Genomic DNA, 20,883 nt, shown 5'->3' on the forward strand with positions numbered 1-20,883 from the left:
AAGGATATGAATATAAATGACTAAAAAAAATTATTCTGCTGCGGATATGGTCATTGATACTTTGAAAAATAATAATGTGGATTACGTGTTTGGTATTCCTGGCGCTAAGATTGACTATCTCTTCAATGCATTAGAAGATGATGGTCCAGAACTTATCGTTACACGTCACGAACAAAATGCTGCTATGATGGCGCAAGGTGTAGGACGTATTACAGGTAAACCAGGTGTAGCGTTAGTAACAAGTGGTCCTGGGGTTAGTAACTTGACTACAGGATTATTAACAGCGACTTCAGAAGGTGACCCTGTGCTTGCAATTGGTGGTCAAGTTAAACGAAATGATTTATTACGTTTAACTCATCAAGCGGTAGATAACGCTTCTTTATTAAGATCATCAACTAAATATAGCGCAGAAGTTCAAGATCCAGAATCACTATCAGAAGTAATGACAAATGCTATTCGCACAGCTACTTCGGGTAAAAACGGTGCAAGTTTCATCAGTATTCCTCAAGATGTTATTTCAGCACCAGTGGAATCTAAAGCAATTGATTTATGTGAACAACCACGTTTAGGTGTTCCTGCTTTAGAAGATGTTAAAGAAGTTATTGAAGCAATTAAAGAAGCAAAATTCCCAGTACTACTTGCTGGAATGAGAAGTTCTAGTGAGAAAGAAACGGAAGCTATTCGCCAATTAGTTCAGAAAACAAACTTACCAGTAGTTGAAACTTTCCAAGGTGCTGGTGTATTAAATCGTGAATTAGAAAATCACTTTTTCGGACGTGTAGGTTTATTCCGTAACCAAGTTGGGGATGAATTATTACGTAAAGCTGATTTAGTAGTAACTATCGGCTATGACCCAATTGAATATGAAGCAAGTAACTGGAATAAAGAGTTAGATACTGACATCATTGCGATTGATGAAGTTCAAGCAGAAATTACTAACTTCTTACGTCCTAAAAAAGAATTAGTTGGTAATATCGCTGGTACAATTCAATTATTATCAGAACATATTGATGGTACAATCATTGATCAAAAACATTTAGATGATTTAGAACAATTAAGAGCGGATATTATTGAAGCAACTGGAATTAAATACACACATGAAGATGGTGTGATGCATCCGTTAGAAATCATTGAAACAATGCAAAACACTTTAACTGATGATACAACTGTTACTGTAGACGTAGGTAGTCACTATATTTGGATGGCTCGTAAATTTAGAAGCTATAATCCAAGACATTTATTATTCAGTAATGGTATGCAAACACTTGGTGTGGCTTTACCATGGGCAATTGCTGCTGCACTTGTACGTCCTAATACACAAGTTGTTTCAGTTGCTGGTGACGGTGGTTTCTTATTCTCAGGTCAAGATCTTGAAACAGCTGTCCGTAAAAAATTAAACATCATCCAATTAATTTGGAATGATGGTAAATACAACATGGTAGAATTCCAAGAAGAAATGAAATATAACCGTTCATCTGGTGTTGACTTTGGACCAGTTGACTATGTGAAATATGCTGAATCATTTGGTGCTAAAGGACTTCGTGTAACAAGCCAAGAAGAACTTGAAGCTGCACTTAAAGAAGGATATGAAACAGAAGGTCCAGTATTAATCGATATTCCAGTGAACTACAAAGATAATATTAAGTTATCTACAAATGTATTACCTGATTCTTTAAACTAATTTTCAAAAATAATAGGAGTGAATATTAAAATGAGTCACGTATTATATCAACACGGTACATTAGGTACATTGATGGCAGGTTTATTAGAAGGTACTGCTACAATTAATGAGTTATTAGAACATGGTGATTCAGGACTAGCGACATTAACTGGTTCTAATGGCGAAGTTATCTTCCTTAACGGCGAAGCTTATCATGCGAATGAGCACAAAGAATTTAAGAAATTAAATGGTGACGAAATGACACCATATGCTACAATTACGCGTTTCGAAGCGGACCATACGTACCAAACAGCTGATAAAGATTCTGAAACAGTGTTAAACGAAGTTAAAGAACAGATGTTAAGTGATAACTTATTCTCAGCTGTAAAAATTAGTGGTACATTCAAAAAAATGCATGTACGTATGATGCCTAAACAAGAACCACCTTATACACGTTTAATTGATTCTGCACGTCGTCAACCTGAAGAGACACGTGAAGACATTAAAGGAACAATTATTGGTTTCTTCACACCAGAATTATTCCATGGTATTGGTTCTGCAGGTTTCCATATTCACTTTGCGAACGATGACCGTAACTTTGGTGGTCACGTATTAGATTTTGAAGTGGATGATGTTAAAGTAGAAATTCAAAACTTTGAAACATTCGAACAACATTTCCCAGTTGATAATAAGACATTTACAGAAACTGAAATCGATTATGCAGATGTGCATGATGAAATTAGAGAAGCTGAATAATTTGTAAGATGTCAGAGAGACAGGCAAGAATTCGTAGCCTGTCTCTTTTTTGAATTTAAAATTTATATAATAATATTTTATGCAATATGGTTTAATGGTATAATAACTTAAAATTTCATATTTCGGAGGTACATCAAGATGCAATGTCCAAATTGTGGTCAGACATATCAACTAGGAGATTTATTCTGCGGAGAGTGTGGAACAAAATTGCCAGCTGCAACTTCACAGTCAACGCCATCAACATCAGAATCATTAAACTTGGATAATAATCAAAGTAATACTCAGCAAGTAGTGACATCAACAACGCACGCTACACCTAATGCTGAAAGTTCAAGCGAATCACATTCAAATCAAAATGCTCAATCTCAAAGCGTAAATCAAAATGAACATTACCAATCACAATATGCGCAAGGTTATCCTTCATATCAACAACGCTATGCCCCAGGTCCGTTTACTTTTAAAGTCAGAGCAGTAATAAATGAAAGTAAACAGTTCTTCAGACAAGCGTTTAGTAGCCATGATGCTACTATTAAAAGTCCACATGCCTTTATTTATACTTTGTTAGTTTCTTTAATTATTTTAGGATTATTGATTGTAGGATTATTTGTACATTCATTTATACCTGATGCAATTGAATAATTTGGTATTACGCGTACATCAATTACTACACGAATCGTTGTAGGGGTAGCGATTTTAACGGGTGTAGTAAGCATTGCAACGTTTGCTGTTATACGTTTAACAGTAGTGCAACCTATACCATTTAAGAAAGTAGTTTCTGATTTCGTATTAGTGAATACACTTACAGTTTCGATATTATTGTTAGGATTAATTTCAATTTTCCTTCAATTATATAAAGTTGGAGGCCTTCTTATAGTATTGTCTTTCTTTGTGTTAATTAGTTCAGGAATTTATTTGATTTCTAAATATAGTGCACATCAATTATTACGTGTACCAAGTTTCTATAGCTCAATTATTCTTATTATTATCGTGAGCTTGGTGTTTTATTTCTATGGTTCATCACTGATTGATCAATTCTGGAATACGAAGTATTTATGGGATATTTTAGGAAATGCACGTCATGGCTTATTGTAAACATTGTGGAAGTAAAATCGTTCCAGGCCAAAGAGTGTGTACTCAATGTGGAACTCGACTAGTCACAGAGGCTAGTTCGGCTCCGCCTTTTCAAAATGAACCGAGAAAATCGAAAAAGGTACATGTGCTCATTAAAATCTTAGTAGCTGTATTAATAGTTGTATTAGTAGGCGCTTACTTTGTGGCGAAACATCAATTATTACCAGAAAAAGATGGTGCACATATTGCACAAACGCTAACATCTGAAGATACAAAAACTTTGTCGAAATATTTAACTACGAATGGAAAGCATTTAACAGATGATGAATTAAAAGCTTACATTAAAATGTTGAAAGCACATGGTGATTTGCAAAATTATGCGGATGAAATTCAGAACTCGATTAAACAAATAGTTCATCATACTAAAGATACTTCTTCAGTATATGGTTATGGAACACATACCATCTTTAGCGTAAAAGAAGAGGGGGAAACAATTTTTATTATTTGATAAATACGCCTATGAAATTCCTCAAGAAGAAGTGAAATTAAAAGGTAAAGATGATGCCATACTCACTTACACTTTGAATGGGAAAGATCATGAAGTTCAATTGAAAAAGGGCGAAGATAACTATTTAGGTAAGTTCCCAATAGGAAACTATACGCTTAGTGCTTCTAAAAAAATAGATCATCGTGTTCATAAAGGAAAGATAAATATTGATATGAGTAACAATGGGGTAGATACTACGGAAAAATTTAATGAAAAACGATTTAAAATTTATTCTGTCTTAGGGACTGCATTTTTAGATGACGGTAAATATGATATTTACGTTAATGATAAAAAAATTGACAAACATTCAAATTTATCAGAAGAATATGGTCCTTATACTAAAGAGGATAATGTGAAAATTTACGCCATTGGGAAAACTGAAGACAATAAAACGTTTAAGTCAAAAGTAGTTAACTTAAACGATAAATTTGATGAATCTAATTTAGATGATGTTATTGATATTTCTTTAGAATTTGATTCAAAAGAAATAAGTGATTATAAATCTAAAAAACTAGATGAGTTAATGCATAGTTAACATTTCATTTAAAACTAAAAAAGCAAGTAAGGAAATCTATGATGTAAATAGAAATCCTACTTGCTTTATTTAGTATTATTCTCTTTTTCATATTATGTAATAGTTTGCTATTACCTTTAATAACCACTACTAATGATTCACCTTCAATCCTATGTCAATTGTACGAAAACCAACAAAACCGATATAATTGTATAAAAACATACCGTATAGAAAGAGGTATAAACTATGATTCAAGATCGTAGAATTAGAAAATCACAAAATGCTATTAAATCAGCTTTCATTGATCTGTTAAAAAAACATGAATTTAACGTAATCACAGTATAACAAATTACTGACTTAGCAGATATTAATCGTGGTACATTCTATACACATTATTTAGATAAATATGACTTATTAGAAAAAATGGAAGACGAACAAGTTGAAAAAGTGAAATTGTTCATTGAAGAGAGTAAACAAAATAGTGGTGGCAAATTTACTACGGATGATTTACGAGAAATAATGGAATTTCTAATTTCGCATATTGAAGAGAATATTGAATTCTACCAATTAATGTTTAAAGTAGGTAAAGACTCTACATTACATGAAAAATTATATAGCTTGCTAAATAATTACTTAAATAGTTTTACAAGTATGAAAGGGGAAATAAGTGGTATACCATTTTCATATTTTATGAGCTATGTTTCGGGAGCGGGATTATCCTTTTTAAGACATTGGGTAGAAGACAATCAACGCATACCTAAAGAAGATTTAATTAATTACTTCTATGACATTGTTAATCATGGTCCAGCCACAATTATACAAAGAGAAATTAATAAATGAATAAAAAGTAACGTTTTCTTAAGTGCATTCAAGAAAATGTCTAACCAATGATAGATATTGGCTTGCTAAAGTCAGTCATAAGTCCTTTTTTACACCTAGTCTACTTTTGAAAAGAATCTAGGTGTTTTTTAGGCTCTACGTCAAATCGGACTGATGAGTCCTAATATTGAGATTAAGCAACCTTAGGTTGTTTAATCTCTTTTTTTGTTGTTGAGGCAAATAGTCGCGAAGTTATAATAATTCGATTACGTAAATTATCATAATTTCTATAACCAAAAGATACCCTTTTAATGAGTTTGATTTTATTATTAATTCCTTCTAACGGACCGTTGGTCAGGTTAGAATATATCATGGAGTTTTCAATGAAAGCTGTTAATCTTCTTAAAGTTCTAATGACTGGGCGTAATCTAGGACACACATCTGAAAGATGAATAGAAAAGAGTTTATGAGTAAATTTCTCTATTTGGTTTTCTTTTAATAATCGTCTTAGCTCATGAACGTAGTGATATGTATTAAATAATTCAACGTCTACACTTAATAAGTAATTCATAATTCCTTTTTCGGTTTTCCACTCTTTAAATAAACGGACTTTACGATAATTAAATGCCTCTAGCGTTTCAAAAGGTTTAAGAAATAGTTTCCAATAACTTTTATATTTATTGTAAAGCGGTCTATTAGAGGTTCTATAACAATTCATTATATGAACTCTAGACATATTTAACGCTCGATTTAAAGATTGAACAATATGGAAACGATCAATAATAATCTTCGCATTAGGAAATAATTGTTTGATTAGCGACATATAGGGTTCATACATATCAATCGTTACAGTTTTGACTTTTTGTCTTAGTTTCAAAGAATAACGATAAAAATGATCTTTCAGCGATTTTAACTTACGATCCGCTACCACATCTACGATGCGGTGTGATACAGCATCTGCATAAATAAAACTCATTTTTCCAATTACATTTTTAACACTTTTAAATTCGTCCATCATTAAGTGTTCAGGTAAAGCATCAAAAGAAGACTGACCTACGTCGCTTGCCGCTTGATTAATCACTCTAGATACAGTCATTGATGATACTAAGCATGACTTAGCGATAGATTTTTGAGAGCGGTATTCTTGTACTTTATCTAAAACTGCAAGTTTTGTTTTGTTAGAAATAAAACAATAATCGTCGACAATATTAGATTTAGCAGTAAAATAACTATCACATGTTTTACAATAAAATCTTTGTTTTTGAAGCTTTAAATAAGCAGGCATTTCCATAATTTTAAGTAAAGTAATCATTGAAGTTTTCTTCCCATTTTTCACTATAGAGAAATTTTCGTTTTTAGTTAAACAGTTTTCACAATGTGTAGGTTGATAAGTAAGCTCTGCATAGTAAAACAAACTCTTTCGTCCTTTATATTTTTTCTCAGTCACTTCATCTGAAAAATTTAGATTTTTATCTTTAATTCTTAATGTATTTAATATAGACTTACACATAGGCGCATTACCTTTCTTTTTTATTTGGTGTGGTAGCTAATAATTATAGAGGTAATTGCGCTATTTTTGTATTCAAAACATAAAAATTTGACTGATGATTTTTAGTCATCAGTCCAATTTATTATAGAGCCGTTTTTTATTACATTTAATTTGGATAACACTTTAAAAGTAATAAATTATTGTTCGTGTCGTCTATATTTGACACAAGTATATATGTCGTTTATATTTGACATAAGAAGTTATCAATAATTAAGAGGTGATTAAAGATGGCCGATTTTAGAGACAAAATGATTAATCGGGTCATTGGTACAACGACTGATCGTGATGAACGAGAGAAAGAGGAGCTTTACTCGCATTTTACAACAACATTTCTTATCACTTATTTTGGGTTACTTATTTTAGCGTTCATTAGTTTGATTAATGATTATGTGACGCAACGAGTTAACATACCTACCATTGGCGTATTTATTTTATTCTTTATTGCTAATATTTCTTTAATGATAGGTATTCGAAAAAATAATTTAGATGAAAATCGTGTTTATTCTAAAGAAGAATACAAACGTTTATTAAAAAAACATAAAGTGAGCTGTTTATTCGCTGGAATTATGTTTGGTGTCATAATGAGCTTACTTAATTTAATACGACTATACTTTTCTGGTGAAACAATTGAATTAGGATTTTTTATAGCAATAAATCTTATTTCAGGTTTAATGTTTGGAGTGTTAAGTTACTTTATAGGTAAAAGTAAAATTGTTAAAGAGTATAATGAAAACGAGTAAAAAGTAATTGAGTACAAATTAGCAATACGATTTGCTTAATATATGATTATATTAAAGAAATAATATTAATATATTAAACTCCTTAAATATTATATAATTAATTTATAAAATATTTAAGGAGCGTTCTTATGTTAAAAGCTGATCCGATTATAGCGAAAATGAAGAATCAAAAAATTAACTATGATAGAGTACTGAAAAAGTTAATTCATCAATGGGAACGCCAAGAATTACGTCCTAAAATTCTACTTCATAGTTGTTGTGCGCCATGTAGTACGTACACTCTAGAATATTTAACGCAGTATGCAGACGTAGCCATCTACTTTGCAAATCCTAATATTCATCCCAAAAATGAATATTTAAGACGCGCAAAAGTACAAGAACAATTCGTTAAAGATTTTAATGATCGAACTGGGAAAAATGTTAAATATATTGAAGCAGAATATAAGCCACACGAATTTATGAAAATGGCTAAATCACGAGGATTAACGGATGAGCCAGAAGGTGGATTGCGTTGTACAGCATGTTTCGAAATGCGTTTAGAATTAGTGGCAGAAGCAGCAGTAAAATATGGATATGACTACTTCGGTAGTGCATTAACGTTATCACCGAAAAAGAATGCACAATTGATTAATCAATTAGGTATGGAAGTTCAAAATCTATATGATGTTAATTATTTACCTAGTGATTTCAAGAAGAATATAGGTTATGAGCGTTCTATTGAAATGTGTAATGACTATCATATCTTTAGACAATGTTATTGCGGGTGCGTCTTTGCTGCGATGGCACAAGGTATTGATTTTAAACAAATCAATCAAGAAGCTAAAGCATTTCTACAAGAATTTTAATTAAAAATGACTCCTAATTTGAAGTTCAACCTTTCAAATTAGGAGTCATATTTTATAATGTGCGATTGATGAAACGAATAATTGCTAAAACTGCGATAATTCCTGTAGAAAGAAGACCGACTATTTTTAAACCTTTTTTCTGTTTTTCAGGTTTAGGGTCTTCATTCTCCATCATTTCTAATAATTCACGTTCGATTTCAAGATCGAGGGCAGTCTTTTTCTCTCCGTTATAGCCGATGCTGTTATCGTCATCATTATGTTGTTTTTTATTTTGCGTAGAAGTTTCGCTTTCTTTTGTCGATAATTGTTGGTTTTTTTGTTCTTTATCTTTATCTTCTATAGTCATGCTATACTCCTCCGATAAACCTTTTTATCTTTGGTTTCAGTATATTACTTTTTGTCGGGAAGTAAAGTACATTTATAATTATTTGGCGTCTAAACCAATAATCTCACTTACATTATTATAATTATGTTGTTTTAAATAAGCCGCAATGTCTTTGTTGATTTTTTTAGTTAATCCAGGACCTTCAATGACTAAAGATGAATAAATTTGTACTAATGATGCACCATTTCGCATCATTTGAATTGCATCTTTGGCACTAAAGATACCCCCTGTACCAATAATTAAGAATTCACCGTTTGTTTGTTGGTATGCCCATTTCACTAACTCTAAGTTTCTTTTGAAAAGGGGTCTACCACTTAGTCCGCCATCTTCCACTTTATTAGATGATGTTAAACCATCACGTTTACGTGTCGTATTTGCTAAGATCATACCATCAAATGTTTCAGTAATTGCCGGTAAAATATTTTTAAAACCATCGAGTTCTAAATCGGAAGTTAATTTTAAGAAAATAGGAACATTAACTTCTGTATGAGCTTTAAAATCTTTCAATGCTTGACATAACATTGAAAATTCATCTTTATCATGGAAACTTTGTAAATTCTCAGTATTTGGAGAACTAATGTTAACCGTAAAGAATGAAACATCGGCTTTAAATGTATCAATCACTTTGATGTAGTCTTGATAGCGCTCATTATAAGGTGTTGTTTTATTAACGCCTACATTTAAGCCAACTGGAATATTGTATGCATGACGACGTAAGTTCCATAAAGCTCTATTCATACCAATATTGTTGAAGCCCATGCGATTAATTAAAGCCTCATCTTCAATTAAACGATACATACGTGGTTTTGGGTTACCGTCTTGAGGTTTAGGTGTAATACCGCCTAACTCTAAGGCACCGAATCCAGCATGTTGAAGTGCTTTAGGTACTTCACATGATTTATCGAATCCTGCAGCTAAGCCAACAGGGTTATTAAATGTAATACCTTTGATTGTTTGAGATAGTGAAGGGTTGTCATATGTAAATAATTTGTGGATGATTGGTAATAAGAAAGGTTGTTTTTGTGCAAACTTCAAAGCGTCAATTGTCATGCCGTGTGCTTTTTCAGGATCAAATTTGAATAAAAGTGGTTTAATTAATTTGTACATAATAATGCTCCTATTTCATTGTATTTGAGGCTTACTATCCTCATTTAATATCATTGAAAAACATTCTTATATTAGACTAGCATTTTCACTAGTAATTGCATAGTTAAATTCTTTAGTGTTTGAAAATTTGCCTTAACTTAAATCACAAAATTGAGTAAAGAGATTTTCGTGAAAGATTAACGGAGGCATTTTCAGGAAATATAATAATTAAATACTGATAAACAATTTAAGGAGGATGACGTCATGAAAAAAGAATGGCAAGACCAATTACCGTTAGATCATATACAAGACATTACATCAGTTAGTGGTGGGGACGTGAACGAAGCGTTTAAAGTAACGACACAAGATGACACATATTTCTTGTTAGTCCAACGTAATCGTGATAAATCATTTTATGCAGCAGAAATTGCGGGACTTAACGCGTTTGAAGAAGCAGGTGTGACAGCCCCACGTGTTATTGCGAATGGTGAAATTAACGGCGACGCGTATCTCATCTTAAGTTATTTAGATGAGGGGACAAGTGGAAGCCAACGTGAGTTAGGTCAACTTGTAGCTAAGATGCATAGCCAACAACAGCCAGATGGTATGTTTGGATTTGATTTACCCCATGAGGGTGGAGATTTCTCCTTTGAGAGTGGATGGTCAGAGTCATGGATTAAAATCTTTGTAGAAGATCGTATGGACCATTTACGTGATGAATTGATGCGCAAAGGTCTATGGAACGAAGAAGACAATAAAGTATATGAACAAGTCCGTACTGTAATGATGCACGAATTAGAAGCACATAATAGTAAACCTTCGCTATTGCATGGTGATTTATGGGGTGGCAATTATATGTTCTTAACGGATGGTCGACCAGCGTTATTTGATCCATCGCCATTTTACGGAGACAGAGAGTTTGATTTAGGCATCACCACTGTCTTTGGTGGATTTACCCAAGAATTTTATGATGAATATGAGAAACACTATCCTTTAGGAAAAGGCGCGCGCAAACGTTTAGAATTTTATAGACTGTATCTCTTTATGGTGCACTTACTTAAATTCGGAAATATGTATGCAAGCAGCGTCAATCGCTCAATGGATGAAATATTAGCATAATGACAAAAAATTAAGGAGGCATTAGGTATCAATGTACCTGTGCCTCCTTTATATTTATTCATTATCTATCAGTAACTGTTTTAATTAATTGTTTGCCATTGTCATATAACATTGTCTCAAGTTCGTGACGTGAGATTAACTCAGTCGATTCAAGTTCATCGGCTAACAACGTAACCACTTGATCTGTTGTGTAAGGCGCATCTGAACCATAGACGATTTTGTCCATATCTACACATTGTGCGAGATTTGGAAGTTGGTATGGTAATACTTTTCCAGCTAAATCGAAATAAAGTTCTTTCATCACTTGTTCTAAATCATCAGGTTGACGTTCGCTACCAAACATCTTATTACCCATAGCGACACGTTGTGCGATGACTGGTAATAGTGCGCCACAATGAGGCACAATCCATTTAATATTTGGATACTTACTGAACACGTTGTTTTGACTCATATAAATAATAGTACGTGTTGTATCAAAGATGAATTCCATTAATGGCGCAGGAACGACTTCACTCATTGCCTCAATATTTGGCTTTGGTTCATTAGGATGCAATGCAACGAGTGCATGACGTTCATTCAACTTAGCTAACACGCTGTCTAAGCGGTCATCACCAATATAGACACCGCGTGCGTTAGTAGGTAAAGTGAAGCCTAATGCACCTTGTTGGTCCAACGCTTCATCTATAGTCGCAATACTTTCATCTACTAACGGTAATGGCAATGTTGCAAAGAATCCTAATTGCTCAGGATATTTATGAATGAAAGAAGAGGCATAGTCATTGACTTCTTTCGCTAATTCCACCATCTCATTGTCAGGGGCAGCACTGATGTGAGGGCTTGAAATAGATAGTACACCATATTCAATTTCCATACGATTCATTAAATCTAAATATCCTTCAGGAGAGAACGGTGGTGTCGCTACACCGTCACCTTTACCGTTGAAATATTTATCTAGGAATTTTGAGAATCTCGGAGAAATATAGTGTGCGTGTAAATCAATTTTCTTCATATCTATTGACGCTTCCTTTTCTTTAAAAGTTAACCAACTGTCGATGTCTTCATAATATGCGTTGACCTCATCTGGTCGATCGATACCTTGAAGTTCACTGTTTACGTCATAACCAATTTCATTTAAAGCATAGGATAAGCATGCATAACTTTGTCGATACCCTTCAAAATCTTGTTTCGGTAAATTAATTGTCGTTGGTTTGACCGGTGTTAAGCTATCTTTCTCATAAATACATTCAAGACGTGTAATGTACCAAACACCTTGGTCATCTTTTTCAACGCAATAAACTAATTTGGCATCAGATTGTAATTCCATCTCCACATTCTGAATAGGTAAACGAGTTTGAATCGTAGCTTGCATGATGGCTATTGCACGTGTGTCGTTAATCCAAATTTGTGAATTGTGAATTTGATGAGGTGCATAGCGATTCATTTCCCTAGATGATACTACAAATTCATGCCCCGTCCCTTTAAACCATGAAATATTAACGTAAGAATCCTCAGCGAAACATGACTCCATGCTATCCCATAGTGAATTATCACGGCAGAAACGCTCAAATTGAATCAGTTCTAGAATGTCTTCTTTCGCTAATAACGTTTCATTCGTATACGGCTTATTTCTTGTGAAAAGCACAGTCCGAACACTCCTTTAGGTTAATTATCCCCAGATTTCAAGTAATACTTTTGCGAAGCCTTCTGGCTCTTGAACATAACCAAGGTGACCACCTGGAATATCAACGATTTCGATGCCAGTTTGTTCAGAAATGTAGAAGTTAACTTCTTGAGGGAATGAATCTCTAGAAGCGGTACCATTTAATAATGTAATGATATTTTTATGTTGGTTTAAGTCTTCAATTGAGATATCTGATTCAGTATATTGACGGATTTCGTATTTAAACCAACCTAACATTTCTTCAAAGCGTTTTTTACTTTCAGCATCATCTTCAGCTTGTGCTGGTTTAGACATATATTGTTGGTCAAGTTGACTAGTATTTAATGTTTCGCCGAATAATTTCATTGCTTGAGGCATACCTTCGTTAACTGCAATATCAATGATTTCAGCGTTTTTATCTTGCCAATATTTAGCGTTTGGTAAGAATGTGTTGATTGGTGGTTCGTGGAATGCAATACGTTTAACAATATCAGCGTGTTCTTTTAATACGTGCATTGCTACGATTGCACCTGAACTTGAGCCTAATACATACACAGGTTCGTCGCTTAAGTGTTTTGCTAATTCTGCGATATCCTGAGCGTCGCGTTTCACACGGTAGCGACTGTCTGGGTTTGATACTTCGTCAGGTAGTGGTTCTGTTAATTCGCTTTGACCATAGCCACGACGATCAACAGCAACGACTGTGAATTTGCCTTTTAATTGTTGTGCAAGTGGCATGTAGATGTCGCCTGTGCCATTAGCACCAGGGATGCAGATTAATACAGGACCATTGCCTACTTTGTGATAACGTAATTTAGCACCTTTTAATTCTAAAGTTTCCATATATAAAACCTCCGATTAATGTATATTTTAAGTAGTTCTAAGATAGAGAGTCACTTACTTTAGTTGTAAAGAAATTCTTAGATGAACATTTACTAATTTTGTTGTGACGCTTGCCCAGGGTACAAGTTGAAGACCTTAGAAATTCCTCACAAATAAATTTGTGGGAATTTCTAAGGTCTTCAACTTGTACTGTTCCCTCAGGCGTCATCCAACGTCATTCTTTATTTATCTAGGCCTAATAGTTTTGCGCCGTTTTTGTAACTAATTTTTTCTTGTTCTTCTTCAGTTAGTCCTAATTCGCTTAGGAATGTGCCTAATTCTTCAGGTTCAACATAAGGATAGTCTGCTGAGTAAAGAATTCTATCTACGCCGACTTCTGCTTTTACTAAGTCGAATTGTGGTTTAGTTAACATACCACTTGGTGTAATGTAGAAATTATTTTTGAAATAATAACTAATTGGATGTTCTAGGTGATCTGCAAATAAAATATTGTCCATACGTTCTAAGAAGAATGGTACGAACTCGCCCCAATGTCCAATAATGACATTTAAGTGAGGATGACGATCAAATACACCAGATAGAACTAAATGGATAGCGTGAATACCTACGTCAACATGCCAACCATAACCGAAGCAAGCGAATGTTGCGGCAGTGACATCTGGGTAATTCCCTTTATAATATGCTTGATAAACATCCCTTTGTACTGGAGAAGGGTGTAAGTAAATAGGTGCGTTAAGTTCTTCAGCTACTGCAAATAACCCTTCATATTCGTCTTGGTCTAAGAAACCACTTTTAGGGTGACCCATAATCAAAGCACCTTTGAAGTTTAATTCATTAATGCAACGTTTAAATTCTTCAACTGTCGCTTCTGGCTCATTAATAGGTAATGTAGCGAAACCAACGAAACGGTCTGGATGTTCTTGTACGTATTCTGCTAACGTATCATTAGCTTTCTTACATAATTCGATAGCACGTTCGCCTTCTAAGTTAGAAGGGGCCCCGTTACCGTATGATAAAACTTGCATTTCAACATCATGTTCATCCATAAATTTAATACGTTTATCATGGTGAGTAATTTCATCTGCATCCGTGAAACCTGATTTTTGTTCTAAGCCATCAAGCATTGTTTTCATAGGTACACCTTTAGGATCAGATGACATATATTTCATAGTTTCTTTTTGAATCTCATCTACTACATAATGTTCTTCAAAGTTAATACTTTTCATTTGAAAAGCCTCCTAAATATTAATTATTCGAAAATATATAATTACCAAGGCATTGTGCCGTTACCATCGATGAATGTACCAGTTGGGCCATCTTTATCAATCGTTGCAAGTTTCACAATTGGAATCACACCTTCAGACGCTGGTTTAGAGTTATTGCTGAAATCACCAACTAAATCAGTGTTTGTTGAACCTGGGTCTGCAGCGTTGATTTGCATGTGTGGTAAGCCTTTAGAGTATTGTAATGTTAGCATCGTTACTGCTGATTTAGATGAACAATAAGCGAGTGAATTAACTTTAGATTCTTGAGTATCTGGATTAGTTACCATGCCAAATGAACCTAAACCACTACTTACGTTTACTACAACGGGTTGTTCTGACTTTTCAAGAAGTGGAACAAATGTATGCATCATTCTTACAATACCGAAGACGTTTGTGTTATAAACTTTCTCTACGTCTTGCACAGTCATATCTTCAGGTTTAGCGAAACCACCAGAGATACCCGCATTATTCGCTAATACGTCTAAACGTCCTTCTTTCTCTTCAATCGTTTTATAAGCATGTTGAACTGAAGTGTTTTCAGTAACATCTAGTTGCACGTAATCCACGCCAAGTTCTTCAGCAGCTTGTTGACCACGTGCTTCATCACGAGAGCCAATATAAACCTTGTGTCCTTGTTCTTTTAATTCTTTCGCCGTTTCAAAGCCTAAACCTTTATTTCCACCAGTAATTAAAGTGATTCTTTCCATTATTCTGTCACCTCATCAGGTAAATATAGTCGAATTAAATTATCACGAAATGTTTCGTTTGATAATTGTCTTACATTTTTTTGAAATTCAAATGTTTCTGTTGTTAATGATTTTAAAAGCATGTCTGTTTTGAATATAGCCCATGCATCGTTATCGCAATCATTAAATAAGTCATAATAATACTGATTTAAATTCTTGAAAAAGTTGCTTGATCTAAATAATTCAGCATTATCGTTACCTTCAATACAAGTAAGTAAATCACTATTATCCGTTTTAAATTGTAAAAATATGTCGAGTGAATGGCTCATAATATCTCTTTTTGAAGTATAGCGTTGTTTAACTTCAAGCATTTGGTTCATAATGTCATCGAAGTCGTGTTCAATAATGTGATAACATAAATCTCCTTTATCATTAAAATGACGATAAAGGGTACCCATGCCAATATTGAGTTCTTTAGATAATCGATTCATACTCACATTACTTACGCCTTCTGTACGAAATAATTCAATCGCTTTACCTTCAATACGTTGTCGATTTTTTAATGCATCTTTACGCATGACTTCACCTCTTTAAAATTTATATAATTGACAAACGGATAATGCTCCGTTTATTATAAAACGTGCTAAATAGTAATTCAAATATTTAAGTTTTGAACATTGAATAATTTATAGAAAAGAGTGGATGAAGATGTCATTAAATAAAGAACAAAGACGTGTGACAAGTGAAGAACTTAAGGCGCATTTTCATGAATCAACATTAAGTTTAGAAAATATTGCTGAAGAGATGAATATTTCAGTGGAAGATGTGGAAAAGGTATTGAACATGGATGCGCCTAATGGCTTCTTTGGAAATAAATTACAACAATTTATTCATTTGGTGTGGGACATCCGTGACTTAATTAATAATGATATAAAAATGAATGGTGATACACCTAAAGAATATACGTACTTAAAAGGCGAAAAAGAAGATTATTGGTTCTTACAATAGGAGAGATAAGTAATGGATAAAAGTATCTTAGTGATTGGCGCTACAGGTAAACAAGGTAATGCAGTAGTCAAACAATTATTAGAAGATGGTTGGAAAGTACGTGCCTTTACACGTAATAAAAATAATGACAAATTAACATCTATTGATAATGCAAATTTAGAAATCTTCGAAGGCGACTTAAGTAATGAAGATAATTTGGAACAAGCATTGGACGGTCAATACGGTATTTATAGTGTTCAACCTATTATTGCTGAAAATGTAGAAGAAGAATTACGCCAAGGTAAAATGATTATTCATACAGCAGAACAACAAGGTATTAAGTATATAGTTTACAGTACAGCAGGTGGCGTGAACCGTGATCGCACAGGCCCTCACTTTGAAGCACTTGCTGAGATTGAGAATGAACTTAAAGCAAGCACTTTAAATTATACAATCATTAAACCGTCGTTCTTTATGGACAATTTCTTAAGAATTACAAAAGTTGAAGATGGTGAAATTACTATCCCAGAATTTATTAATCGAGATGTGAAATTTGCTATGATTTCATCTATCGATATTGCTAGAATTGCTGCTAACATTTTTGCTCATACAGAACGCTTTAATCATCAAGCGATCGAAATTGCTTCAGATGAACTTACTTTAAATGAAGTAGTAAGAACATTTGCTACAGTTACAGGTAAACCAACTGAAATTAAAGGATCATTCTCTAGTGGCACTGCTGAACGTGGCTGGCTTGAAGAGAAAGGTTTCGTCGTTGATTTCAAGCAAATGGACGACATCAATCCTAATCGTTTAACGTTAGAACAATGGATTAATAAAGTAGGTTTCTAATTTCATTTTGAAAATGAGGTAATGCATATGATTCAATCAATGTGGTTTAATTTGCACGTAGAAGATTTGGAACGTAGTGAACAGTTTTATAAAAATTTAGGATTTGAAATAAATAAAAATCCAGATATGTTAGATAAGATGGTAGGAATTCAAATAGGTCAAACGATTATTATATTAATTGAAAATCATCATTTTGAGAAAGTGACGCATGATCCGGTAGCTTCGCAACCTAATGAAGTAATCATTTCATTAGGAGTTAAAACAAATGACGAAGTAGATAATTTAATGAAGAAAGTTGTAGAGTTAGGTGGCAAAGTTATAGATGAACCTGGTAAATACCAAGGCTATTATGGTGCAACTTTTGCAGATCCAGATGGACATAAATATAATTTCATAGTTTGCTAGTTAAATAAATTTTATAAAGTATACCAATTTATATGCACCCCAAAGTTAGAAGGAAATCTAATTTTGGGGTGTATATTTAATGAAAAGAAGTTATCAGGAAGACGTTTTTTTATCTTTATATAGATTCATATAAATTATTGAAATAATGATTAATATTGCGCCGGTTATAAATTTAGGTGTTAATGGTAAAGGGAAAAACGGAAAAGAAAATATAAACACAAATATAGGATTAAGGGTTCTTATAATATTCGCTTCACGAAACGAAATGTATTTCAGACCTTCATAAAATAATAAGAGTCCTATTACGCCACTACATAAAGCAGAAAGTAAAATAGAGAACAAACCAATGCCTATATGTATGGTATGTAGATGATTAGTCACAATTAATATGATACCTAGCAACAAAGTAGAAATTGCTTGATTGTATAGCAGAATGGTTTTAGAATCAATGTCTTTGACGGTCTTTTTAGCTAACATATTAGTCAGCGCAAAAAAGAAAGTATAGGATAGGGCGGCAATCACACCTAATATACTGTTGAAATCACCTGAAAAATGAGTAATCAAAAATGAACCTATGATAGCAAACACAATAGGAAGTGCATCATGTTTGGATAACGTTTCATTTAGAAAGAGTACTGAAAGAAGTAACGCAAATATAATATAAAATCTTCCTAATAATCCTACACTAACTGGATCTAACAAACTTAAACTTATATATTGGAGTAGAATACCTATTGTATTAGTAATACCTAATAGCCAAATAAACTTATTGTGATGTATTTTAATTTTACTTTTAGCAAGTAATACAGTTATTAATAATATTAATGTTGAAAATAAAGCATTTAAAAAACTCGCTTGGATAGGTGACAAATCAGTGAGTGAAACTTTATTTAATATAGGCGTCAAAGACATGATAGCTACGGAAATGATATTAAATAAATAACCTTTATTAGCATTATTCATGACGCGCCTCTAAATATTTAAATATTTCTTCATATAATCCATCTTGAAACGATAATAAATTTTTATCTAATGGTTCTTTCGTAAGTATTCTTCCAGTAGTTTCTGATTCTTTAGGAATATCTTTAAAATAACTTACTTCAGCTTTCACAATTGTAGTAGTATGACCGTTAGGAAGTACATAGTATCCTATATATTCAATATCACTCTCATTGATAATAGCACCAGATTCTTCATAAGCTTCTCTAATAGCAGTCTCGTTCATAGTTTCATTATTATCAACCTTTCCGCCAGTCAATTCCCATGCTCTTTTTTTATTCTTTACAAAAACGAATTGACCTTGATAGGTTAAGACAAGTAACACAGAATCATAGTTCGTCACTGTCTTATTAAATTGAAGATTGATATGGTCTATATTCATTTTCTTGAACCTCCTTTATAAAGTAATCCATAACTCTCAATAATAAATATATTATTTTTTATTTATATAATAATAAAAATAATTATACTGTATTTTCTGAGAAGGTGCTATATTTTATTTAAAATAATTTGATTTTTCAGACAAATTAAAGTATATTATTAAATTAAGAAGTATAAATATTCAAAAAGTTACTTGTTACTCAGCATTTTAAAAAATAAAGGGGTATGTTGTTTAACTGTACAACTAGAATTGATCAAACTGAATAGCTTACTCCATAGGATGGAGAGAAGACTATGGAAGATAAACTACAAAGAGGATTGTCTAACAGGCATATTCAATTAACTGCAATTGGCGGAGCAATAGGGACGGGTTTATTTTTAGGGGCAGGTCAATCCATTCATTTGGCTGGACCATCGATTTTATTAACCTACATTGTTGTAGGCTTGGTATTATTCTTATTCATGAGAGCAATGGGAGAAATGCTACTTTCGAATTTAGGATTTAAGTCATTTGCTGATATTGCACATACGTATATCGGACCATTAGCAGGATTTATTGTAGGTTGGACGTATTGGTTTACGTAGATTGTAGCAGGTATGGCAGAGGTAACAGCAGTTGCAAAGTATGTTAACTTTTGGTGGCCGACCATTCCAAGTTGGTTAACGGCTTTATTTACAGTATTAGTGTTGATGGCGTTAAATTTAATGAGTGCTAAAATATTTGGGGAGTTAGAGTTTTGGTTCGCATTAATTAAAGTAACAACTATTATCGCATTAATCGTAGTAGGGATTGTCATGATTGTGATGGGGACGCATACAGCAAGTGGCACAGCGAAATTATCTAATATTTGGAGTCACGGTGGTTTCTTCCCAAACGGGATGACAGGGTTTTTACTCTCATTCCAAATGGCTATCTTTTCATTCATTGGAATTGAGCTCATTGGTATTACCGCTGGGGAAACTAAAAACCCTCATAAAACCATTCCACAAGCGATCAATAATGTTCCTTATAGAATTCTCATTTTCTATGTAGGTTCTTTAGCAGTAGTAATGTCAGTAGTTCCATGGGATAAATTGAATCCTGCTGACAGTCCATATGTAAAATTGTTTGGCTTGGTAGGAATTCCATTTGCGGCTGGTGTCATTAACTTTGTTGTATTAACGGCTGCAGCATCTGCTTGTAATAGTGGTATCTTTGCAGATAGTAGAACAATGTATGGCTTAGCTGCACGTAAACAGGCACCTCCATTTTTACAAAGAACGAATAAACACGGCGTGCCATATTACTCAATCTTAATCACATGTGGCTTATTACTTATCGCCGTGGTATTAAACTACGTTATTCCGAACGCTACTGAAGTATTTGTATATATTACAACGGTTTCTACCGTGCTCAACATCATTATTTGGACCATTATTATGATTGCATATCTCGGTTTCTTGAAAAGTAAACCAGAATTACATGAGCAAAGTAAATTTAGACTACCAGGTGGTAAGGTAAGCGCATATCTCATTCTAACGTTCTTCGTCTTTATCTTTATCGTACTTGCACTAGATAAAGACATCAGAATTGGTGTACTAGTTGCACCGGTATGGTTAGCAGTATTATGCTTAATGTTCTTACGTTATAAAAAAGAGAAACGCAAAGAAGGTATTGATTTAGACGAACCAAAAAAAGACCCAGCAATAGGCGAATAAAAGTTAGACAATTATA

Annotated in this window: 22 protein-coding genes and 3 pseudogenes; 14 read left to right on the top strand and 11 right to left on the bottom strand. The window is 33.3% G+C overall.

All coding sequences use genetic code 11. The features are described from left to right. Window positions 1–16: 16 nt before the first annotated feature. The 7 genes and pseudogenes from alsS (at window position 17) to LIX58_RS06200 (ending at window position 5,388) form a co-directional block, all read left to right on the top strand. Window positions 17–1,681: an acetolactate synthase AlsS gene (gene alsS / locus LIX58_RS06170; RefSeq protein ID WP_126565974.1), complete on the top strand. Its 1,665-nt coding sequence runs from the start codon at window positions 17–19 to the stop codon at window positions 1,679–1,681. A 30-nt stretch (window positions 1,682–1,711) separates the two neighbouring features. Further along, a complete protein-coding gene (budA, locus tag LIX58_RS06175; protein ID WP_226386173.1) occupies window positions 1,712–2,416 on the top strand; it encodes an acetolactate decarboxylase in 705 nt (234 codons plus the stop codon). 138 nt (window positions 2,417–2,554) lie between these two features. Beyond that, window positions 2,555–3,055, top strand: a complete 501-nt coding sequence (locus LIX58_RS06180; RefSeq protein WP_226386174.1) for a TFIIB-type zinc ribbon-containing protein — start codon at window positions 2,555–2,557, stop codon at window positions 3,053–3,055. Window positions 3,056–3,292: 237 nt separating this feature from the next. Next, window positions 3,293–3,508 (top strand): hypothetical protein, encoded by a 216-nt coding sequence (locus LIX58_RS06185; RefSeq protein WP_226386175.1) that lies wholly within the window; start codon window positions 3,293–3,295, stop codon window positions 3,506–3,508. Next, window positions 3,495–3,995 (top strand): TcaA second domain-containing protein, encoded by a 501-nt coding sequence (locus LIX58_RS06190; protein WP_186805215.1) that lies wholly within the window; start codon window positions 3,495–3,497, stop codon window positions 3,993–3,995. The genes LIX58_RS06185 and LIX58_RS06190 overlap by 14 nt, the downstream gene beginning before the upstream one ends. A 31-nt stretch (window positions 3,996–4,026) precedes the next feature. Beyond that, window positions 4,027–4,569 carry a TcaA 3rd/4th domain-containing protein gene (locus LIX58_RS06195; RefSeq protein ID WP_154838487.1) on the top strand — a complete coding sequence of 181 codons (543 nt, stop codon included), beginning with the start codon at window positions 4,027–4,029 and terminating at the stop codon, window positions 4,567–4,569. Window positions 4,570–4,794: 225 nt separating this feature from the next. Next, window positions 4,795–5,388: pseudogene (locus LIX58_RS06200) on the top strand (TetR/AcrR family transcriptional regulator). 172 nt (window positions 5,389–5,560) lie between these two features. Here the strand turns inward: LIX58_RS06200 and LIX58_RS06205 are convergent. Continuing rightward, complete coding sequence (locus LIX58_RS06205; RefSeq protein ID WP_226386176.1) at window positions 5,561–6,877, bottom strand: ISL3 family transposase; 1,317 nt, start codon at window positions 6,875–6,877, stop codon at window positions 5,561–5,563. Between the two features lie 266 nt (window positions 6,878–7,143). Here LIX58_RS06205 and LIX58_RS06210 point away from each other — a divergent pair, with 266 nt between their 5' ends. Then, window positions 7,144–7,656, top strand: coding sequence for a DUF3278 domain-containing protein (locus tag LIX58_RS06210; protein ID WP_186805192.1), 513 nt, complete (start codon window positions 7,144–7,146; stop codon window positions 7,654–7,656). Between the two features lie 128 nt (window positions 7,657–7,784). Further along, window positions 7,785–8,501 (top strand): epoxyqueuosine reductase QueH, encoded by a 717-nt coding sequence (locus LIX58_RS06215; protein WP_154837419.1) that lies wholly within the window; start codon window positions 7,785–7,787, stop codon window positions 8,499–8,501. 52 nt (window positions 8,502–8,553) lie between these two features. On the opposite strand, the gene LIX58_RS06220 is transcribed toward LIX58_RS06215, so the two are convergent. Together LIX58_RS06220 and LIX58_RS06225 are read right to left on the bottom strand one after the other, a co-directional pair. After that, complete coding sequence (locus LIX58_RS06220; RefSeq protein WP_154837417.1) at window positions 8,554–8,847, bottom strand: hypothetical protein; 294 nt, start codon at window positions 8,845–8,847, stop codon at window positions 8,554–8,556. 78 nt (window positions 8,848–8,925) lie between these two features. Then, window positions 8,926–9,993: a quinone-dependent dihydroorotate dehydrogenase gene (locus LIX58_RS06225; protein WP_154837415.1), complete on the bottom strand. Its 1,068-nt coding sequence runs from the start codon at window positions 9,991–9,993 to the stop codon at window positions 8,926–8,928. 243 nt (window positions 9,994–10,236) lie between these two features. On the opposite strand from LIX58_RS06225, the gene LIX58_RS06230 reads away from it, so the two are divergent. Continuing rightward, window positions 10,237–11,091 (top strand): fructosamine kinase family protein, encoded by an 855-nt coding sequence (locus tag LIX58_RS06230; protein ID WP_126565449.1) that lies wholly within the window; start codon window positions 10,237–10,239, stop codon window positions 11,089–11,091. A 61-nt stretch (window positions 11,092–11,152) separates the two neighbouring features. Here the strand turns inward: LIX58_RS06230 and LIX58_RS06235 are convergent, their stop codons facing one another. The 6 genes and pseudogenes from LIX58_RS06235 to LIX58_RS06260 all read right to left on the bottom strand — a co-directional run bounded on the left by LIX58_RS06235 (window position 11,153) and on the right by LIX58_RS06260 (window position 16,123). After that, a complete protein-coding gene (locus tag LIX58_RS06235) occupies window positions 11,153–12,100 on the bottom strand; it encodes an amidohydrolase family protein (protein WP_154837430.1) in 948 nt (315 codons plus the stop codon). Window positions 12,101–12,130: 30 nt separating this feature from the next. Next, window positions 12,131–12,733 (bottom strand): annotated as a pseudogene (locus LIX58_RS06240) (nuclear transport factor 2 family protein); the annotation flags it as partial. A gap of 24 nt (window positions 12,734–12,757) precedes the next feature. Beyond that, window positions 12,758–13,594, bottom strand: coding sequence for an alpha/beta fold hydrolase (locus LIX58_RS06245; RefSeq protein ID WP_226386177.1), 837 nt, complete (start codon window positions 13,592–13,594; stop codon window positions 12,758–12,760). A 221-nt stretch (window positions 13,595–13,815) separates the two neighbouring features. Beyond that, complete coding sequence (locus LIX58_RS06250; protein ID WP_154837411.1) at window positions 13,816–14,820, bottom strand: amidohydrolase family protein; 1,005 nt, start codon at window positions 14,818–14,820, stop codon at window positions 13,816–13,818. Between the two features lie 41 nt (window positions 14,821–14,861). Further along, a complete protein-coding gene (locus LIX58_RS06255; RefSeq protein WP_154837409.1) occupies window positions 14,862–15,566 on the bottom strand; it encodes an SDR family NAD(P)-dependent oxidoreductase in 705 nt (234 codons plus the stop codon). Continuing rightward, on the bottom strand, window positions 15,566–16,123 hold the full coding sequence (locus LIX58_RS06260; protein WP_154837407.1) for a TetR/AcrR family transcriptional regulator: 558 nt from the start codon (window positions 16,121–16,123) through the stop codon (window positions 15,566–15,568). The genes LIX58_RS06255 and LIX58_RS06260 overlap by 1 nt, the downstream gene beginning before the upstream one ends. Before the next feature lie 130 nt (window positions 16,124–16,253). Here LIX58_RS06260 and LIX58_RS06265 point away from each other — a divergent pair, with 130 nt between their 5' ends. Genes LIX58_RS06265 through LIX58_RS06275 form a run of 3 tightly spaced genes read left to right on the top strand, consistent with a single transcriptional unit; the run spans window position 16,254 to window position 17,789 of the window. Continuing rightward, complete coding sequence (locus LIX58_RS06265) at window positions 16,254–16,553, top strand: DUF2316 family protein (protein WP_154837405.1); 300 nt, start codon at window positions 16,254–16,256, stop codon at window positions 16,551–16,553. A gap of 12 nt (window positions 16,554–16,565) precedes the next feature. Then, window positions 16,566–17,384, top strand: coding sequence for an NmrA/HSCARG family protein (locus tag LIX58_RS06270; protein ID WP_154837403.1), 819 nt, complete (start codon window positions 16,566–16,568; stop codon window positions 17,382–17,384). 27 nt (window positions 17,385–17,411) lie between these two features. Beyond that, window positions 17,412–17,789 carry a VOC family protein gene (locus LIX58_RS06275; RefSeq protein ID WP_154837401.1) on the top strand — a complete coding sequence of 126 codons (378 nt, stop codon included), beginning with the start codon at window positions 17,412–17,414 and terminating at the stop codon, window positions 17,787–17,789. A 93-nt stretch (window positions 17,790–17,882) separates the two neighbouring features. On the opposite strand, the gene LIX58_RS06280 is transcribed toward LIX58_RS06275, so the two are convergent. Beyond that, the gene (locus LIX58_RS06280) at window positions 17,883–18,752 is read right to left on the bottom strand and encodes a DMT family transporter (protein WP_154837399.1); all 870 of its coding nucleotides are present in this window, start codon (window positions 18,750–18,752) and stop codon (window positions 17,883–17,885) included. Further along, a complete protein-coding gene (locus LIX58_RS06285) occupies window positions 18,745–19,170 on the bottom strand; it encodes an NUDIX domain-containing protein (RefSeq protein ID WP_154837397.1) in 426 nt (141 codons plus the stop codon). The genes LIX58_RS06280 and LIX58_RS06285 overlap by 8 nt, the downstream gene beginning before the upstream one ends. 293 nt (window positions 19,171–19,463) lie before the next feature. Here LIX58_RS06285 and LIX58_RS06290 point away from each other — a divergent pair. Further along, a pseudogene (locus LIX58_RS06290) lies at window positions 19,464–20,867 on the top strand (amino acid permease). The last annotated feature ends 16 nt before the right edge of the window (window positions 20,868–20,883 follow it).

It is taken from the genome of Staphylococcus sp. Marseille-Q1834, from assembly GCF_916858875.1.
Lineage (GTDB): Bacteria > Bacillota > Bacilli > Staphylococcales > Staphylococcaceae > Staphylococcus > Staphylococcus pragensis.

Excerpts from the sequence above, each read along its gene's own strand:
- LIX58_RS06205 (WP_226386176.1), bottom strand. The coding sequence starts at position 6,877 with ATGTGTAAGTCTATATTAAATACATTAAGAATTAAAGATAAAAATCTA.
- LIX58_RS06265 (WP_154837405.1), top strand. The coding sequence starts at position 16,254 with ATGTCATTAAATAAAGAACAAAGACGTGTGACAAGTGAAGAACTTAAG.
- budA (WP_226386173.1), top strand. The coding sequence starts at position 1,712 with ATGAGTCACGTATTATATCAACACGGTACATTAGGTACATTGATGGCA.
- LIX58_RS06180 (WP_226386174.1), top strand. The coding sequence starts at position 2,555 with ATGCAATGTCCAAATTGTGGTCAGACATATCAACTAGGAGATTTATTC.
- LIX58_RS06275 (WP_154837401.1), top strand. The coding sequence starts at position 17,412 with ATGATTCAATCAATGTGGTTTAATTTGCACGTAGAAGATTTGGAACGT.
- alsS (WP_126565974.1), top strand. The coding sequence starts at position 17 with ATGACTAAAAAAAATTATTCTGCTGCGGATATGGTCATTGATACTTTG.
- LIX58_RS06260 (WP_154837407.1), bottom strand. The coding sequence starts at position 16,123 with ATGCGTAAAGATGCATTAAAAAATCGACAACGTATTGAAGGTAAAGCG.
- LIX58_RS06235 (WP_154837430.1), bottom strand. The coding sequence starts at position 12,100 with ATGAAGAAAATTGATTTACACGCACACTATATTTCTCCGAGATTCTCA.
- LIX58_RS06210 (WP_186805192.1), top strand. The coding sequence starts at position 7,144 with ATGGCCGATTTTAGAGACAAAATGATTAATCGGGTCATTGGTACAACG.
- LIX58_RS06245 (WP_226386177.1), bottom strand. The coding sequence starts at position 13,594 with ATGGAAACTTTAGAATTAAAAGGTGCTAAATTACGTTATCACAAAGTA.
- LIX58_RS06285 (WP_154837397.1), bottom strand. The coding sequence starts at position 19,170 with ATGAATATAGACCATATCAATCTTCAATTTAATAAGACAGTGACGAAC.
- LIX58_RS06190 (WP_186805215.1), top strand. The coding sequence starts at position 3,495 with ATGGCTTATTGTAAACATTGTGGAAGTAAAATCGTTCCAGGCCAAAGA.
- LIX58_RS06225 (WP_154837415.1), bottom strand. The coding sequence starts at position 9,993 with ATGTACAAATTAATTAAACCACTTTTATTCAAATTTGATCCTGAAAAA.
- LIX58_RS06280 (WP_154837399.1), bottom strand. The coding sequence starts at position 18,752 with ATGAATAATGCTAATAAAGGTTATTTATTTAATATCATTTCCGTAGCT.
- LIX58_RS06270 (WP_154837403.1), top strand. The coding sequence starts at position 16,566 with ATGGATAAAAGTATCTTAGTGATTGGCGCTACAGGTAAACAAGGTAAT.
- LIX58_RS06255 (WP_154837409.1), bottom strand. The coding sequence starts at position 15,566 with ATGGAAAGAATCACTTTAATTACTGGTGGAAATAAAGGTTTAGGCTTT.
- LIX58_RS06250 (WP_154837411.1), bottom strand. The coding sequence starts at position 14,820 with ATGAAAAGTATTAACTTTGAAGAACATTATGTAGTAGATGAGATTCAA.
- LIX58_RS06215 (WP_154837419.1), top strand. The coding sequence starts at position 7,785 with ATGTTAAAAGCTGATCCGATTATAGCGAAAATGAAGAATCAAAAAATT.
- LIX58_RS06220 (WP_154837417.1), bottom strand. The coding sequence starts at position 8,847 with ATGACTATAGAAGATAAAGATAAAGAACAAAAAAACCAACAATTATCG.
- LIX58_RS06230 (WP_126565449.1), top strand. The coding sequence starts at position 10,237 with ATGAAAAAAGAATGGCAAGACCAATTACCGTTAGATCATATACAAGAC.